This window comes from Nocardia aurantia (assembly GCF_009604425.1).
Taxonomy (GTDB): Bacteria; Actinomycetota; Actinomycetes; order Mycobacteriales; family Mycobacteriaceae; genus Nocardia; species Nocardia aurantia.
The window spans coordinates 556,329-571,534 of the sequence record NZ_WEGI01000002.1 but is presented as its reverse complement, the minus strand read 5'-3'; the positions used below and the strand labels follow the sequence as shown (position 1 = coordinate 571,534).

The window sequence follows — 15,206 nt, the reverse complement described above, 5'->3', positions numbered from 1 at the left end:
AGTTCAGGCGCCGATCCGATCCAGTTCGGTCAGGTCGTCCGCGGACAGCGACAGGCCCGCCCCCGCGACGTTCTCGCGCAGGTGCGTCACCGAGGAGGTCCCCGGGATCAGCAGGATGTTCGGCGAACGATGCAGCAGCCAGGCCAGCGCGACCGACATCGGCGTCGCACCCAGCCGGGCGGCGACGGCCGACAGGGCCGAGGACTGGAGCGGGTCGAATCCGCCGAGCGGGAAGAACGGCACGTAGGCGATGCCTTCCCCGGCGAGGCGGTCGATCAGCGCGTCGTCGTGCCGGTGCGCGAGGTTGTACATGTTCTGCACGCACACGATCGGCGCGATCGCCTGCGCCTCGGCGACCTGTTCGGCCGTCGCGTTGCTCACGCCGAGGTGCCGGATCAGGCCCTGCCGCTGAAGTTCGACCAGTGCCTCGAACGGCTCGGCGAGCGTCCCCGGCCGGGGTCCGCGCGCGTCGCCGAGCCGGAGGTTGACCACGTCGAGCACCTCGACGCCGAGTCCGTCGAGGTTGTCGCGCACCGCGCGGCGCAGGTCCTCGGGGCGCCGGGCCGGGGGCCAGCCACCTTCCGCGTCGCGGACCGCGCCTACCTTGGTCGCGATGCGCAGCCCGGCGGGATAGGGGTGCAGCGCCTCCCGGATCAGCCGGTTGGTCACCCACGGCCCGTAGGCCGCGCTGGTGTCGATATGGGTGATGCCGAGATCGGCCACCGCGCGCAGGACCGCGAGTGCGTCGTCGTGATCGGCGGGCGGGCCCATGACCCCGGGCCCTGCGAGTTGCATGGCGCCGTAGCCGAACCGGCCGACGGTCAGGCCGCCGAGAGACCAGGTGCCGCCGGGAAGCGAGGTGGACAGCATGGCGTGCCTTTCGTGGAGCCGAGGTGGTGCACAAGAGTTTGTTGCTCCACTATGGAGGGGTAACTTCCTGCCGGGAAGTACGCACTCCGGAGTGCGTAAGCCACCTTCAGGTCCGAGGAGCGGCGAATGGCAACGATGACGGCGGCCCAGCAGCGGGCCCAGAGCAAGGCGCAGTACGACGCGTTCGTGGCGGCCTGCCCGAGTCGCAAACTGCTCGACCGGATTTCGGACAAATGGGTGACGCTGATCCTGTCCGCGCTGGGCAGCGACGGCTCGCACCGGGAAGGAACCGGTTGCGCGGGGGAGCCCCGGGCGATGCGCTATTCGGAGTTGGCCAGGCTGTTGGCCGGCGTGAGCCAGAAGATGCTCACCCAGACGCTGCGCTCGCTCGAACGCGACGGTCTGGTCACCCGCACGGTGACGCCGACCGTGCCCGTCACGGTCTCCTACGAGCTGACCGAGCTCGGCCTGTCGCTGCATGTGATGTTGCGCGCCGTGAAGTCCTGGGCCGAGACCTATATGGACGAGGTACTCGACAACCGCACGACCTACGACAGCCGCATGCCCTGACTGCTATCGAGTCGATTGCCGGACAACGGATTCATCGGCGCGCGGTGAGCGCGCGGATCAATACTCCGAGTCCGGCCAGTGCGAGCAGCGTTCCGGCCGTCGGCGCCACCACCGTGCCGATCCCGGGATCGACGAGCCGGAACGGCAGGTGCAGCGGATTGTGCGCATTCGCCTCCGCGATGCGATGCCGCGCCCGGAGCCCCAGCAGCACGGCCAGGACCCCGGTCGCGATCGCGGTCGCGCCACCGGACCCGGCCACCCACCGCCCGCGCACCACGACCGCCGTCACGGCGAGCAGCACGGTCAGGCCCGCCGCGACCAGGACCGCGATCGGCCAGGTCCCGGACAGGGTCGCCAGCGAGCCGTGCCCGAAGGCGTTCGCCCGGTGGAGGCGGGTCACGATCCGCCGCACCCGTTCGGTGGGCTCCGTCCAGGGCAGGAAGATCGCGACCGCGACGGTCACGGCGAGCGCCGCGACGATCACCCACACCGGCCACGGCACCGCGCGCCGCCGCCCGGCGTCCGGATCGGATCCACCCGGCGCCCGCACGGCGAAACCCGTTGCGGGCGAATGATGTCTGCGCATCGGCACGGTGCGACCATCTGCCGCCGCCGAATTCGCGTCCGGGAGAGTCGTGATCCGGACCGTCGTCGCGTCGTATCCACCCGATTGTCCGGCGCGCCGCGAATCTCGGGGATCTGGAGTGGAACTCACCACCCGACCGTAGCGATACCGGCCGCGTCCCGCGACCCGGCAGCGGCCGCTCGGCTGGCCCGAAAACGCCGGAGCCCCGGCCGAATTCGGCCGGGGCTCCGAGAGAACGGTTGTGCCGTAACGACTTACACGTCGTAGTACAGCGCGAACTCGTACGGGTGCGGACGCAGGTTGACCGGGGCGATCTCGCCCTCGCGCTTGAGCTGGATCCAGGTCTCGACCAGGTCCTCGGTGAACACGCCACCCTCGGTGAGGTAGTCGTGGTCGTCCTCGAGGCGGTCGATCACCGACGACAGGCTGGTGGGGGCCTGCGGGATGTTCTTGGCCTCCTCCGGCGGGAGCTCGTAGAGGTCCTTGTCGACCGGGGCGGCCGGCTCGATCTTCTTCTTGATGCCGTCCAGGCCGGCCATCATCATGGCGGCGAAGGCCAGGTACGGGTTGCCCGAGGAGTCGGGGGCACGGAACTCGAGGCGCTTGGCCTTCGGGTTGTTGCCGGTGACCGGGATGCGGACCGCGGCGGAGCGGTTGCGCTGCGAGTACACCAGGTTGATCGGGGCCTCGAAGCCCGGCACCAGGCGGTGGTAGGAGTTCACCGTCGGGTTGGTGAACGCCAGCAGCGACGGCGCGTGGTGCAGGATGCCACCGATGTACCAGCGGGCCAGGTCCGACAGGCCGCCGTAGCCGGCCTCGTCGTGGAACAGCGGCTTGCCGTCCTTCCACAGCGACTGGTGCACGTGCATGCCCGAGCCGTTGTCGCCGAACAGCGGCTTCGGCATGAAGGTGACCGTCTTGCCCTCGGCCCAGGCGGTGTTCTTCACGATGTACTTGAACAGCTGCAGGTCGTCGGCCGCCGACAGCAGGGTGTTGAAGCGGTAGTTGATCTCGGCCTGGCCGGCGGTGCCCACCTCGTGGTGGCCGCGCTCCAGCACGAAGCCCGCGTTCTGCAGGTTGGTGGAGATCTTGTCGCGCAGGTCGACATAGTGGTCGTACGGCGCGACCGGGAAGTAGCCACCCTTCGGCCGCACCTTGTAGCCACGGTTCGGGGTGCCGTCCGGGTTGAACTCGGCGCCGGTGTTCCAGGAACCGGAGATCGACTCGATCTCGTAGAAGGCGCCGTTCATCTGCGAGTCGTAGCGGATCGAGTCGAAGATGTAGAACTCCGCCTCGGCGCCGAAGTACGCGGTGTCGGCGACGCCGGTGCTCTTCAGGTACTCCTCGGCCTTGCGCGCGACGTTACGCGGGTCGCGGCTGTAGGACTCGCGGGTGAACGGGTCGTGCACGAAGAAGTTCAGGTTCAGGGTCTTCGCGGCGCGGAAGGGGTCCAGCCGGGCGGTGGTGTAGTCGGGCAGCAGCAGCATGTCCGACTCATCGATGGACTGGAAACCGCGCACCGAGGAACCGTCGAACGCCAGGCCCTCTTCGGCCAGGTCGGTCGTGAACGACTTCGCCGGGATCGAGAAGTGCTGCGCCTGCCCGGGGAGGTCGGTGAAACGGACGTCGACGTACTCGACCTCCTCCTCCTTGATGTACTTGATGACCTCGTCGGCCGTGCTGAACGCCACTTAGTACTCCTTACGGATCGGTTCCCAGCCAGGTGCCGATTGCTGGGTGTCGCCGCTGAACGGTATGGACGCGGTGTTTCCCGACAATCAAGCCCGTGTTTCGCCAGTGTTACACGTACCGCTGGCGGCAAGCGACGATGCCGCCGGACCCTGGCAGGACCCGGACAGATCACCGATCGTTGCTCGACCAGCACGCTTATCCTGCCATTGCCGTTTACCGCGCGGACGTGAAGGTCCCGAAAAGCCAGGTGGCCGCACCCGCCGTGACCATCGCCGCGGACGAGAGTTTTTCGCCCGCAACCCTTTCGAATCGGGGATCGCGCGCCGGTACCGCCGGGGGCCGCACCGGGGACACCGGACCGGGATGCGCGCGGCGCGGATCCGGCCGCCCGGCGCGCCCGCGTCCGTCGCTAGGCTGGGTTCATGGCACGAATTACCGGTTCCTGGCTGTCCGGGCCGAACGCGGCCGATCCGGACGACGCGCGGCCGGCGGAGTATCCGGGTGAACTGCTGGGACTGCCGAAGCAGGGCGCCGGATCGCTGGCCGGGATGGCCCGGCGGATCGTGGCGCTGTTCGTCGACTGGTTCATCGCGCTGGGCATCACCGCGCTGATCCTGCACGGTCACAACGGCTCGCTGAACACCCTGACCCTGGTGATCTGGTTCGTCATCGGAGTGGTGACGGTAGTGCTGTTCGGATTCACCCCGGGCCAGTACTTCCTGCGCCTGCGCACGATCCGGATCGACTCCACCGGCGGTGTCGGCATCGTCCGGGCCGTGGCCCGGCAGGTACTGCTGATCTTCGTGATCCCTGCCCTGTTCACCGACTCCGACGGGCGCGGCATGCACGACCGCGCCACCGGCACCGCCCTGGTGCACTCCCGCTGAGCTGTATCTTCTGCCTCCGCTTCGCTCCGGCGGTCGAGGCGCTGTATCTTCTGCCTCCGCTTCGCTCCGGCGGTCGAGGCCCTCGTGACCCCGGGGCTTCCCTCCTCCGGCTCCTCCGCTTCGCTCCCCCGCCTCCGTCAGTCCAGGCCCGGGGCGGGCCTCGACTCCACCGACGGGAAAGAGCCGAACGGATCAGTCCGTTCGGCCCTTTTGTCGGCCTCGACCGCCGAAGCGGGCCAAAATTACCTTCGGCGGATGGTGCGCTGGACCGAGCGCATCTTCGCGCCGGCGGGCAGGGGGCCCTTCGGCATCGGCGGGCCGCCGCGGGTGGCCAGGGCCGACAGCCGGCTCTCGATCTGATCCATGCGCTTGTCGTTGATGTTGCGCGGGAGTTTGGTGAGGTAGCGCTCCAGATTCTTCAGGGGCACCTCGTTCTCGCCGTTGCCGACGATGACGTCGTAGATGGGGGTGTCGCCCACCAGCCGGGACGTCTTCTTCTTCTCCTGCGCCAGCAGCGACTTGAGCCGCTGCGGTGAGCCCTCGGCGACCAGGACGACGCCCGGCAGTCCGATCACCCGGTGCACGGCGTCGAGCTGTGTCGTGGCGGCCACACCCTGGGTGACCCGCCATTTGCCCCGCATGTTGTCCAGCACCCACGCTGCGGCGCCGGCCTGTCCATCGGCCTTCGAGTAGACGCTCTTCTGGACCCGGCGGCCGAAGATGAGGAACGCGACCAGGCCGCCGACGATCAGGCCGAACGGCAGCAACGCCCACTGGAGGTGGAACAGCAGCCCGATGAGGAACGCCACGACGGTGATGCCGACCAGCGCGCCGATCATCAGGGGCAGCAGCAGCTTGTCCTCTTTGCGCTGCATCTGGAACGCCTGCCAGATCTGGCGGCGACGCTCCTTGGACGCCTGTCTGCGCGCCGCTCTCGCCGCGGACTTCGCTTCCTTCGACGGCTTGCCGTCCTTACCTGCTGCCATGTTCCTCAGGATAGTGCGCGGCCCCCGGCGGTAGTAATGCGCGGGCCGCCGCGGTGGTAATGCGCGGGCCGCCGCGGTGGTAATGCGCGGCCCGCCGCGGTGGTAATGCGCGATCAGGTCGTGGCGGCGCCCGCCTTGCGCAGGACCTCGGCGACCTGGGCGGGCATCGGTTCGTGCCGCACGTAGTCGCGGGTGAACGCGGCGCCGCCGTGCGCTAGCGAACGCAGGTCGACGGCGTACCGGGACAACTCCAGTTCGGGTACCTCCGCGCGGATCTCGGTGTGCCCGGCGGTGGCCGGTTCGGTGCCGAGCACGCGGCCGCGGCGCGCCGACAGGTCGCCGAGCACGGTGCCGACGTGGTCGTCGGACACCGTCACCCGCACCTCGGCGATCGGCTCCAGCAGGCTGATCCGGGCGGCCGCCGCGGCCTCGCGCAACGCCAGCGCACCGGCGGTCTGGAAGGCGGCGTCGGAGGAATCGACCGAATGCGCCTTGCCGTCGTACAGCGTCACCCGCACGTCGACCAGCGGATGTCCGGCGGCCACGCCGCGCGCGGCCTGGGCGCGCACCCCCTTCTCCACGGCCGGGACGAACTGCCGCGGCACCACGCCGCCCACGACCTTGTCGACGAATTCGATCCCGGAACCCTCCGGCAGCGGCGCCACCTCGATCTCGCAGACGGCGTACTGGCCGTGCCCGCCGGACTGTTTGACGTGCCGTCCGCGCCCGGACGCGGCGGTCGCGAAGGTCTCCCGCAGCGCCACCTCGTGCTCGATCACGTCGACGGCCACGCCGAAGCGGGACCGCAGCCGTTCCAGGGCGACGTCGCGGTGCGCCTCGCCCAGGCACCACAGCACCAGCTGGTGGGTGTCGGCGTTCTGTTCCAGGCGGACGGTCGGATCCTCGGCGATCAGGCGGGCCAGGCCCTGGGAGAGTTTGTCCTCGTCGGTCTTGCCGTGCGCGCGGATCGCGACCGGCAGCAGCGGCCGCGGCAGCGGCCACGGCTCGATCAGCAGCGGAGAGTCCTTGGCGGACAACGTATCCCCGGTCTCGGCGTGCCCGAGCTTGGTGAGGCAGGCGATATCGCCGGCGACGGCCTGTCCCAGCGGGCGCTGCTGCCTGCCGAAGGGGGCGGAGACGGCGCCGATGCGTTCGTCGAGGTCGTGATCGCGCTCGTGGTCGCCGTCGGGATGGCCGCTGACGTGCACGGTCTCGTCCGCGTGCAGGGTGCCGGAGAACACTCGCACCAGCGACACCCGGCCGACGTAGGGGTCCGAGGCCGTGCGGATCACCTCGGCGGCCAGCGGCGCGGCCGGATCGCAGGCCAGCGCCGCGGCCGGTCCGCCGGGCGCCGCCGCCGACACCGCGTGTTCGGCGGGAGTGGGGAAGCCGCGGGTGATGAGGTCCAGCAACTCGATCGTGCCGAGACCCTCCCGGCCCTCACCCGGCGGCGGGGCCGCGATCAGGATCGGGTGGAAACCGCCGCGCGCGACCGCCCGCTCCAGATCGGCGAGCAGGGTCGCCGGATCGATCTCCGCGCCCGCGAGGTACCGATCCATCAGGGTCTCGTCCTCGCTCTCGGCGATGATCCCCTCGATCAGCCGGCCGCGGGCCGACTCGATCAGCTCCGCCTGATCCGCGGTCGGCTCGGTGCGGGTGTGTGTCCCCGCCGAATAGTCGAAGACCTGCCGGGTGAGCAGATCGATCAGGCCGGTGACCGGCCGATGGCCGTCGGCGCCGGGCGGCCCGTAGACCGGCAGGTGCAGCGGCAGCATGCTCTCCGCCGCGCCGCCGCCGAGGATCGCGCGGCCGGTCTCGATCATCTCGTCGAAGTCGGCCCGGGTGGCGTCCAGATGGGTGATGACCAGCGCGCGTGGCATCCCGACGGCCGCGCACTCCGCCCACAGCGTCATGGTCGGCCCGGTGATCCCCGACGCGCCCGCGGCGGCCGAGACGACGAACAGGGCCGCGTCCGCGGCGCGCAGACCGGCCCGCAGTTCGCCGACGAAATCGGCGTATCCGGGGGTGTCGAGGAGATTTATCTTGATCCCCTCCCAGCCGACCGGCACCACCGACAACTGGACGGAACGATGTTGCCGTTGTTCGATGTCGTCGTAGTCGGAGACACAGGTGCCGTCCTCGACCCGACCGGCCCGGGTGACCGCCCCGGTGGCGACGGCCAGCGCCTCCACCAGCGTGGTCTTGCCCGAACCGCTGTGACCGACCAGCGCCACGTTCCGGATGTCGGCCGGACGCTCCGCGATCACCGCCTTGCCGTTGGCCGCCGCTCTGCCGTCGGCGGCCCCGTTGCTCGCCTTCTCGACCATGTGCGCTCCCGAAGTCGACACGGGTGGTTACCCGAGCTTCCCACTCCGGACCACCGCATGTCAGCAGTTCGCGCCATCCCCGCAGGTCGGCGGGCGGGACCTACGAGCCGAAGCGGGCGAGCACCGAGGTGGCCTCCTGCGAGGCGGTGCCCTCCTCGGCCAGATGGGCCATCTCGGGGGCGATCGGGCGGCCGTGGTGGGCCATCGCCTGCGCGTACAGGCGGCCGGCGCGGTACGAGGACCGGACCAGCGGCCCGGCCATCACGCCGGCGAAACCGAGTTCGGTGGCGACGCGGGAGTGCTCGACGAACTCCTCCGGCTTGACCCAGCGGTCGACCGGATGATGCCGCGGCGACGGCCGCAGGTACTGGGTGATGGTGAGGATGTCGCACCCGGCCTCGTGCAGATCGCGCATGGCCTGGGTGACCTCCTCCGGGGTCTCGCCCATGCCGAGGATCAGATTGGACTTGGTGACCAGGCCCGCCGCGCGGGCGGCGGTCAGCACGGCCAGCGACCGCTCGTAGCGGAACGCCGGGCGGATGCGCTTGAAGATGCGCGGCACCGTCTCCAGGTTGTGCGCGAGCACCTCCGGGCGGGCGGCGAACACCTCGGCCAGCTGCTCCGGCTCGGCGTTGAAATCGGGGATCAGCAGTTCCACACCGGTATTCGGGTTGAGCTGCTTGATGGCGCGCACGGTCTCGGCGTACAGCCAGGCGCCGCCGTCGGGCAGGTCGTCGCGGGCGACGCCGGTGATGGTGGAGTAACGCAGGCCCATCGCCTGCACGCTCTCGGCGACCCGGCGCGGTTCGTCGCGATCGAGCACGGCGGGCTTGCCGGTATCGATCTGACAGAAGTCACAGCGGCGGGTGCACTGCTCACCACCGATGAGGAAGGTGGCCTCGCGGTCCTCCCAGCATTCGAAGATGTTCGGGCAGCCGGCCTCCTCGCAGACCGTGTGCAGCCCTTCGCGTTTCACCAGGCCCTTGAGTTCGGTGTACTCGGGGCCCATGGTCGCGCGGGTGCGGATCCAGGACGGTTTGCGTTCGATCGGGGTCTGCGCGTTGCGGGCCTCGATGCGAAGCAGTTTGCGGCCGTTGGGTGCACTGGCCGCATCGGTGGTTGCCGGGGTGTCGACGGAGGTCACCGAACCGATGCTACGCCGTGATCATCGGCCCCCGGCGGCGGCGTCCGGCCCGTGCGGAGCGGGTGTGACCGGCGCTACCGGATGGTCCGTCCGGCGCTACCGGATGGTCGGTGAGGGGCAGTTCGCCGTCGAGGCGCGCCGGACGGCGGTGGCGGCCCGGCGCTCACCGTGATCAACGCCTCCTCCAGCGTCGGCCGCAATCGACGACGTCGACCGGTTCGGCGAGCAGCAGGATCGGATAGCCGACCGGTTGCCCGGGCTGTGTCAGGTGATCTCCCCGCCGTGATCACCGGCAGCGGCGATGTGCCGGTGTGGGCCACGACAGTTCCGCGGGCTCGCCGGCGGCGGCCGGTTCGGTCACGAAACCGGCGGCACGCGAATGTCACTCGATTCCGCGGCCGGGGGGCCGGACGGCATGGGCACGGTCAGCTGCATCAGGGTGAGATCCAGCCAGCGCCCGAATTTCCATCCCACCTGCGGCATCTCGCCCACGGTCCGGAAACCGAACTTCTCGTGCAGCGCGATCGAGACGGTGTTGGTGGACTCGATGGCCGCGATCACCGCGTGCACCGTGCCCGAGCGCCGGGCACGTTCCACGAGTTCGGCCAGCAGCGCGGTCGCGATGCCGCGGCGATGGTAGGCGTCGGCCACGTACACCGAGTTCTCGACGCTGTACCGGTACCCGATCTTCGGCCGGAACTGCCCGTAGGAGGCGTATCCCGCGACCCTGCCGTCGATCTCGGCGACCAGCACCGGATGTCCGGCCGCGTTCCGGGACTTCCACCAGTCCAGCCGATCGTCGAGCCCGACCTGTTCGTTGTCCCAGATCGCCGTCGAGACCGCGATGTTGTCGTTGTGGATCGCCAGGATCTCCGGGAGATCCGCCTCGCGCGCGTCCCGGATCACCGGCGGGGTCATGTCCGTGCTCATCGACAGCAGCGTAACGGCCCTGGGCAGCGCCGATTCCCACCGGCGATGTGGGCTCGAGCACGTCGGCGACGGCAGCGCCGCAGCGGTCCGGCGTCGCGGCCGGACGGCGACGGCCGCGTTTCGCCGGGTTGCCCGTGCCCCCGGCTCGCCGGTGGCGGTCGGCGCGGGGTGCGGTTTACGCGCCGGTGCGTCGGCTTCCGGTGCGCACACCGCCCGGTGAGTTCGGCTGCCGGACATCACTGCTCGTCGGCGCGCGATCCAGCGCGAAAGCGGCTCGGTGAATTCGCCCGCTTCACCGGGCATTCGATACGTATTGACCCGACAACAATTCGGCGAGAGCCTCTTTCAAGGCGGGATGACGGAAAGGGTAACCGGCGGCGTCCAGGGCGGCCGGGAAGGCCCGCGGCCCGTGCAGGATGCCCTCGTCGGCGAGTTCGCCCGCGAGCAGGCGCAACGGAGCCGCGGGAACCCTCAGGCGGGCCGTTCGACGCAGGGCAGCCGCCAGGACGCGCGTGAACTCGGCGTTGGTCACCGGTACCGGTGCGGTGAGATTCACTGGGCCGCGGATGTTCTCGTCGTCGAGCGCGAAACGGATCGCGGCGACCGTGTCGTCGAGGGTGATCCACGAGAAGTACTGGCGGCCGTCGCCGAGCCGACTTCCCAGGCCGAGTGTGAACAGCGGCCGCAGCCTGCCGAGCAGGCCGTCGTGCGGGGTCAGCACCATCGCGGTGCGCAGCAGCACGACGCGGGCGCCGGCCGCGGCGGCGGGTCCGGTGGCGGCCTCCCAGTCGCGGCAGAGGGTGGCGAGGAAACCTGTTCCGGCCGAATCGGTTTCGGTGACGATCCGGTCGCCGGTGTCGCCGTAGAAGTGAATGCCGCTCGCATTCACCAGAACCGGGATCTCGGCGGCGGCGACCGCGCCGGCCAGGACGTCGGTCGGGGTGATCCGGCTGTCCCGCAGTTCCTGTTTGTAGGCGCCGGTCCAGCGGCGCCGGCCGATGCCGGCACCGCAGAGGTTCACCACCGCGTCGGCCCCGCGCAGCGCCGACGCGGGGACGCGGGCGCGCGCCGGATCCCACTCGAGTTCGTCGCCGGTGGCGGCCCGGCGGCGCACCAGGCGAATCGCCCGGTGCCCGTCGCGCCGCAGTGCCGCCACCAGCGCCGTACCGATCAGTCCGGACGAGCCCGCGACCACGACCTTCATGCGGTGTACCGGAATTCCTTGCTACAGGCCGAGATCGGCCTCGAACGCGGCTTCCTCCAGCCGGTGCCGGATGGTGGTGAGGAAGCGGCCCGCGTCGGCGCCGTCGATCAGGCGGTGGTCGTAGGTCAGCGGCAGGTAGCACATCGAGCGGATGCCGATGAACTCGTTGCCGTTGTCCGCGATCACCATCGGACGCCGCACGATCGCGCCGGTGCCCAGCATCGCCGACTGCGGCGGCACCAGGATCGGGGTGTCGAACAGCGCGCCCTGGCTGCCGATGTTGGTGATGGTGAAGGTGCCGCCGGCCAGCTCGTCCGGCTTGAGGCCGCCGTTGCGGGCGCGGTTGGCGATATCGGCGATCGCGCGGGCCAGGCCGGCCAGCGACAGGTCGCTGGCATTGTGGATGATCGGCGAGAGCAGGCCCTGCTCGGTGTCGACCGCGATGCCGAGGTGGACCGCCGAGTGGTAGGTGATCTCCTTGCTGTCCTCGTTGTAGGACGCGTTGACGTTCGGGTGCACCCCGAGCGCCTCGACCGCGGCCTTCGCGAAGAACGGCAGGAAGGTCAGGTTGACGCCCTCCCGGTCCTTGAACGCGTCCTTGGCCCGGGTGCGCAGCGCGGCGATCTTGGTGACGTCGACCTCGTGGGTCTGGGTCAGCTGCGCGGTGGTCTGCAACGATTCGCGGGTCTTGACGGCGGTGATCTGCCGGATCCGGGTGGCCTTCTGGACCGTGCCGCGCAGGTGCTGCAACTCGGGGCGGACACCGGCGGGGGCGGCGGAGGCGGCGACCGGGGCCTTGGCGGCGGCGGCCGGAGCGGCGGGCGCGGCGGCGGGAGCCGGCTCGGGGGCCTTGTTCGCCTCGGCGGCGGCCAGCACGTCCTGCTTGCGGATACGACCGCCGACGCCGGAACCCTTCACCGCCGACAGGTCCACGTTGTTCTCCGCGGCCAGCTTCCGGACCAGCGGGGTGACGTAGGGGGAGTCGCCGTTGTCGTTCGAGGCGGGCGCGGCCGCGGCGGGAGCCGGCGCGGGCTTGGACGCGGGGGCCGGAGCGGGCGCGGGCTTGGGGGCCGGTGCCTGCGCGGGCTTGGGCTCGGGGGCCGGTGCCTGCGCGGCGGCGGCGGCGGGTGCCGGGGCCGGAGCGGGTGCCTGGGCAGGCGCCGGAGCCGGAGCGGGCGCGGGAGCCGGGGCAGGCGCGGGTGCCGGGGCGGCGGCGGGCGAACCGCTGCCGATCACCCCGAGTTGACCACCGACCGCGACGACGTCGTCCTCGTTCGCGGTGATCTCCAGCAGCGTGCCGGCGACCGGCGACGGGATCTCGGTGTCGACCTTGTCGGTGGAGACCTCGAGCAGCGGCTCGTCGACGGCGACCTCATCGCCGACCTGCTTGAGCCAGCGGGTGACGGTGCCCTCCGTGACGGACTCACCGAGCTCGGGCATCTTCACCGGGGTGCCGGAGGCGCCGGAGGCGGCCGGGGCGGCGGGCGCGGGCTCGGCGGCCTGCGGCGCGGGAGCGGATTCGGCGGGCGCGGGGGCCGGCTCGGGCTCGGGCTCGGCGGCGGCCGGGGCGGGCGCCGGAGCGGACGCGGGGGCCTCGTCGGCCGCGCTGATCACACCCAGTTCACCGCCGACCTCGATGACGTCGTCCTCCTGGGCCAGGATGCGGGACAGGACACCGGCGGCCGGTGCGGGGATTTCGGTGTCGACCTTGTCGGTGGACACCTCGAGCAGGGGCTCGTCGACCTCGACCGTGTCTCCTTCCTGCTTCAGCCACCTGGTCACAGTGCCCTCGGTGACGCTCTCACCGAGGGCCGGCATCTGGACGGAGAAGGCCATGTCCGTTGACTCCTATAACTGCTCGACGGGTCTACAACAGTTGTCTCTGGCGGGCCCCACCGCGGGTCGCGATGAATGTCCCACGCCACCGAACGTTCTGCGTGGCACCGGAGATCCGTGTGGGTTCGTTGTTTCCGGTGTTCCATCCTTGCACTCGCCCGGCGGCGGCTTACCACAGGGCGGCGGTGTTTCGGCGGCGGCACCGAAACTCCGCCGCTGGCAGTATCGATGCACCGGGTGTGAGTGTTCCGGTGTTCGGAGAAGGAGGTGGGGCGGGGATGGGCATACTCGATCGTTTCCGCCGATCGGCGCGGGGCGCGAGTGGTCCGGATGCGGCCGACGCGCGGTATCTGTCCGATTGGGTGCAGGCGCATCCCGGCGTGGAGGCCTATGTCGAGCCCCGGACCACGGTGACCGATGTCACCGTGGTGCTGGTGGCCGCCGACGGCGAATGGACCCGCCGGGTCGTGGGTGAGCGTGGCGCGCAGCGCTTGTCGAATCGGTTGCAGATCCCCGTCTACGACGTGCGGCGCACCGGATACCCGCAGCGGATGCGGGATTTCGACGCCCGCCGGCGCATCGAGCGCCGCCGGGCCGTCGAGGACGATCTGCGCGATCACACCTAGGCCGCGGGCCTATTCGGCGGCGATGTCGTCCAGCACCGCGATCAACGTGCGGACCGGTACGCCCGTACCACCCTTGCCGACGTAGCCGTACGGGCCGCCGGTGTTGTAGGCGGGCCCGGCGACGTCGAGGTGGGCCCACTGCACACCCTCGGGCACGAACTCCTTCAGGTACAGCCCGGCCACCAGCATGCCGCCGTTGCGGTGCGGCGAGACGTTGGCCAGGTCGGCGACCTTCGAATTCAGGTCGGGCCGCAGCTCGGCCGGCAGCGGCATCGCCCAGCCGTTCTCCCCGGCAGCCTGAGACAGCCGCGCGACCCGGTCCCGGAACTCCTCGGTGCCCATCACGCCCGGGGTGCGGGCGCCGAGCGCGACCAACTGCGCGCCGGTCAGGGTGGCCACATCGATCAGGTAGTCGGGGGAGTCCTCGCCCGCGCGCACGATGGCGTCGGCGAGGATCAGCCGGCCCTCGGCGTCGGTGTTGATCACCTCGACGGTGATGCCGCCGTACTGGGTGATGACGTCGCCGGGCCGCTGCGCGGTGTCCGAGGGCATGTTCTCGGCCATCGGCACGGTGGCGGTGACGGTGACCGGCAGCCCCAGCCGGGCGGCCAGCAGGGTGGTCGCGATGACCGCCGCGGCGCCCGCCATGTCGGAGGTCATGTTCTCCATGTTCGCGGCCGGCTTGATCGAGATGCCGCCGGTGTCGAAGGTGATGCCCTTGCCGATCAGCGCCACCTTCTTCGGGCCGCCGGCGTAGGTGATGCGCACCAGCCGCGGCGGCCGCGAGGAGCCCTGGCCGACGCCGACGATGCCGCCGAAACCGTTGTCCGCCAGCGCCTTCTCGTCGAGTACCTCGACCTCGAGCCCGGCGGCGGCCGCCAGTTCGGCTGCGCGCGTGGCGAATTCGGCCGGGTACAGCCGGTTCGGCGGAGTGTTCACGAAATCCCGTGCGGTGGCGACGGCTTCGGCGACCGCCTGCGCGCGGAAGAGCTCCTGCTCACCGGAATCCGGTGCGGGAACAAGGAATTCGATGCGCTGGACCCGCTGCTCGTCCGGCTTCGGCGCGGACTTGTCCGACTTGAACGGGGTGAAGGTGTAGGCGCCGAGGTAGAAACCCTCCGCCGCCGCACCGAGATCCAGTCCCGACAGCGTCGTGGCGGCCGTGCCGATACCGGCGAGGGCCCGCCCGGCCACCCCGGCGGACTTGCGCACCTGCTCGGCGTCGACCTTGTCGGCCGCGCCGAGGCCGACGGCCAGCACGCTGGTGACCGGCAGATCGGCCGGTGCCGGAATCCGGGTCAGCTCCTCGGGCTTGCCCTTGGCGCCGACCGCGCGCAGCTGCTGCAGCAGGGACTCGCGAACCTCGGCGCCGAGTACGTCACCGAAGGCGTCGGCGGGAGCGAGCGCGGGGCCGTCCTCCGTGGTGACGAGTCCGATCACGAGGACATCGGTGTCCGTTCCGATGTCGGTGATACGCGCGAGTTCCGGTCCGAGCGAACGATCTGCAACAGCTGTCATGCGCCCAAGGCTACTGTCGCCCACCCCGTC

At 70.7% G+C, this 15,206-nt stretch carries 13 protein-coding genes; 3 read left to right on the top strand and 10 right to left on the bottom strand.

Translation table 11 applies throughout. The features are described 5' to 3' along the window. Positions 1-3 precede the first annotated feature (3 nt). Positions 4-870, bottom strand: coding sequence for an aldo/keto reductase family oxidoreductase (locus NRB56_RS06005; protein WP_153339432.1), 867 nt, complete (start codon positions 868-870; stop codon positions 4-6). A 126-nt stretch (positions 871-996) separates the two neighbouring features. Between NRB56_RS06005 and NRB56_RS06000 the strand changes: the two genes are divergently transcribed. Then, positions 997-1,440 carry a winged helix-turn-helix transcriptional regulator gene (locus tag NRB56_RS06000; RefSeq protein ID WP_153339431.1) on the top strand — a complete coding sequence of 148 codons (444 nt, stop codon included), beginning with the start codon at positions 997-999 and terminating at the stop codon, positions 1,438-1,440. Positions 1,441-1,471: 31 nt separating this feature from the next. Here the strand turns inward: NRB56_RS06000 and NRB56_RS05995 are convergent, their stop codons facing one another. Beyond that, positions 1,472-2,155, bottom strand: a complete 684-nt coding sequence (locus tag NRB56_RS05995) for a hypothetical protein (RefSeq protein WP_153339430.1) — start codon at positions 2,153-2,155, stop codon at positions 1,472-1,474. 125 nt (positions 2,156-2,280) lie between these two features. Next, positions 2,281-3,717: a type I glutamate--ammonia ligase gene (gene glnA / locus NRB56_RS05990; RefSeq protein WP_319942610.1), complete on the bottom strand. Its 1,437-nt coding sequence runs from the start codon at positions 3,715-3,717 to the stop codon at positions 2,281-2,283. A 423-nt stretch (positions 3,718-4,140) separates the two neighbouring features. On the opposite strand from glnA, the gene NRB56_RS05985 reads away from it, so the two are divergent. After that, positions 4,141-4,605 carry an RDD family protein gene (locus NRB56_RS05985; protein WP_153339429.1) on the top strand — a complete coding sequence of 155 codons (465 nt, stop codon included), beginning with the start codon at positions 4,141-4,143 and terminating at the stop codon, positions 4,603-4,605. Between the two features lie 242 nt (positions 4,606-4,847). On the opposite strand, the gene NRB56_RS05980 is transcribed toward NRB56_RS05985, so the two are convergent. From NRB56_RS05980 to sucB, 6 genes are all read right to left on the bottom strand, one after another. Next, the gene (locus NRB56_RS05980) at positions 4,848-5,591 is read right to left on the bottom strand and encodes a DUF4191 domain-containing protein (protein WP_153339428.1); all 744 of its coding nucleotides are present in this window, start codon (positions 5,589-5,591) and stop codon (positions 4,848-4,850) included. 113 nt (positions 5,592-5,704) lie between these two features. Further along, positions 5,705-7,918 carry an elongation factor G-like protein EF-G2 gene (locus NRB56_RS05975; protein ID WP_153339427.1) on the bottom strand — a complete coding sequence of 738 codons (2,214 nt, stop codon included), beginning with the start codon at positions 7,916-7,918 and terminating at the stop codon, positions 5,705-5,707. Positions 7,919-8,018: 100 nt separating this feature from the next. Next, positions 8,019-9,062 carry a lipoyl synthase gene (gene lipA, locus NRB56_RS05970; RefSeq protein WP_319942609.1) on the bottom strand — a complete coding sequence of 348 codons (1,044 nt, stop codon included), beginning with the start codon at positions 9,060-9,062 and terminating at the stop codon, positions 8,019-8,021. A 357-nt stretch (positions 9,063-9,419) separates the two neighbouring features. After that, positions 9,420-9,992 carry a GNAT family N-acetyltransferase gene (locus tag NRB56_RS05965; protein WP_153339426.1) on the bottom strand — a complete coding sequence of 191 codons (573 nt, stop codon included), beginning with the start codon at positions 9,990-9,992 and terminating at the stop codon, positions 9,420-9,422. A 292-nt stretch (positions 9,993-10,284) separates the two neighbouring features. Next, the gene (locus tag NRB56_RS05960) at positions 10,285-11,196 is read right to left on the bottom strand and encodes a TIGR01777 family oxidoreductase (protein WP_153339425.1); all 912 of its coding nucleotides are present in this window, start codon (positions 11,194-11,196) and stop codon (positions 10,285-10,287) included. A gap of 21 nt (positions 11,197-11,217) precedes the next feature. Beyond that, entirely contained in the window at positions 11,218-13,032 is a 1,815-nt protein-coding gene (sucB, locus tag NRB56_RS05955) for a 2-oxoglutarate dehydrogenase, E2 component, dihydrolipoamide succinyltransferase (RefSeq protein WP_153339424.1), read from the bottom strand. Between the two features lie 278 nt (positions 13,033-13,310). Between sucB and NRB56_RS05950 the strand changes: the two genes are divergently transcribed. After that, the gene (locus tag NRB56_RS05950) at positions 13,311-13,658 is read left to right on the top strand and encodes an oxidoreductase (RefSeq protein WP_153339423.1); all 348 of its coding nucleotides are present in this window, start codon (positions 13,311-13,313) and stop codon (positions 13,656-13,658) included. Positions 13,659-13,667: 9 nt separating this feature from the next. Here the strand turns inward: NRB56_RS05950 and NRB56_RS05945 are convergent, their stop codons facing one another. Beyond that, positions 13,668-15,176, bottom strand: coding sequence for a leucyl aminopeptidase (locus NRB56_RS05945; protein ID WP_153339422.1), 1,509 nt, complete (start codon positions 15,174-15,176; stop codon positions 13,668-13,670). Positions 15,177-15,206: the final 30 nt, after the last annotated feature.

Coding starts and splice junctions, on each gene's coding strand:
- NRB56_RS05965 (WP_153339426.1), bottom strand. CDS start 9,992: ATGAGCACGGACATGACCCCGCCGGTGATCCGGGACGCGCGCGAGGCG.
- NRB56_RS05960 (WP_153339425.1), bottom strand. CDS start 11,196: ATGAAGGTCGTGGTCGCGGGCTCGTCCGGACTGATCGGTACGGCGCTG.
- NRB56_RS05945 (WP_153339422.1), bottom strand. CDS start 15,176: ATGACAGCTGTTGCAGATCGTTCGCTCGGACCGGAACTCGCGCGTATC.
- NRB56_RS05980 (WP_153339428.1), bottom strand. CDS start 5,591: ATGGCAGCAGGTAAGGACGGCAAGCCGTCGAAGGAAGCGAAGTCCGCG.
- NRB56_RS05950 (WP_153339423.1), top strand. CDS start 13,311: ATGGGCATACTCGATCGTTTCCGCCGATCGGCGCGGGGCGCGAGTGGT.
- NRB56_RS05985 (WP_153339429.1), top strand. CDS start 4,141: ATGGCACGAATTACCGGTTCCTGGCTGTCCGGGCCGAACGCGGCCGAT.
- NRB56_RS05975 (WP_153339427.1), bottom strand. CDS start 7,918: ATGGTCGAGAAGGCGAGCAACGGGGCCGCCGACGGCAGAGCGGCGGCC.
- sucB (WP_153339424.1), bottom strand. CDS start 13,032: ATGGCCTTCTCCGTCCAGATGCCGGCCCTCGGTGAGAGCGTCACCGAG.
- NRB56_RS06005 (WP_153339432.1), bottom strand. CDS start 870: ATGCTGTCCACCTCGCTTCCCGGCGGCACCTGGTCTCTCGGCGGCCTG.
- NRB56_RS06000 (WP_153339431.1), top strand. CDS start 997: ATGGCAACGATGACGGCGGCCCAGCAGCGGGCCCAGAGCAAGGCGCAG.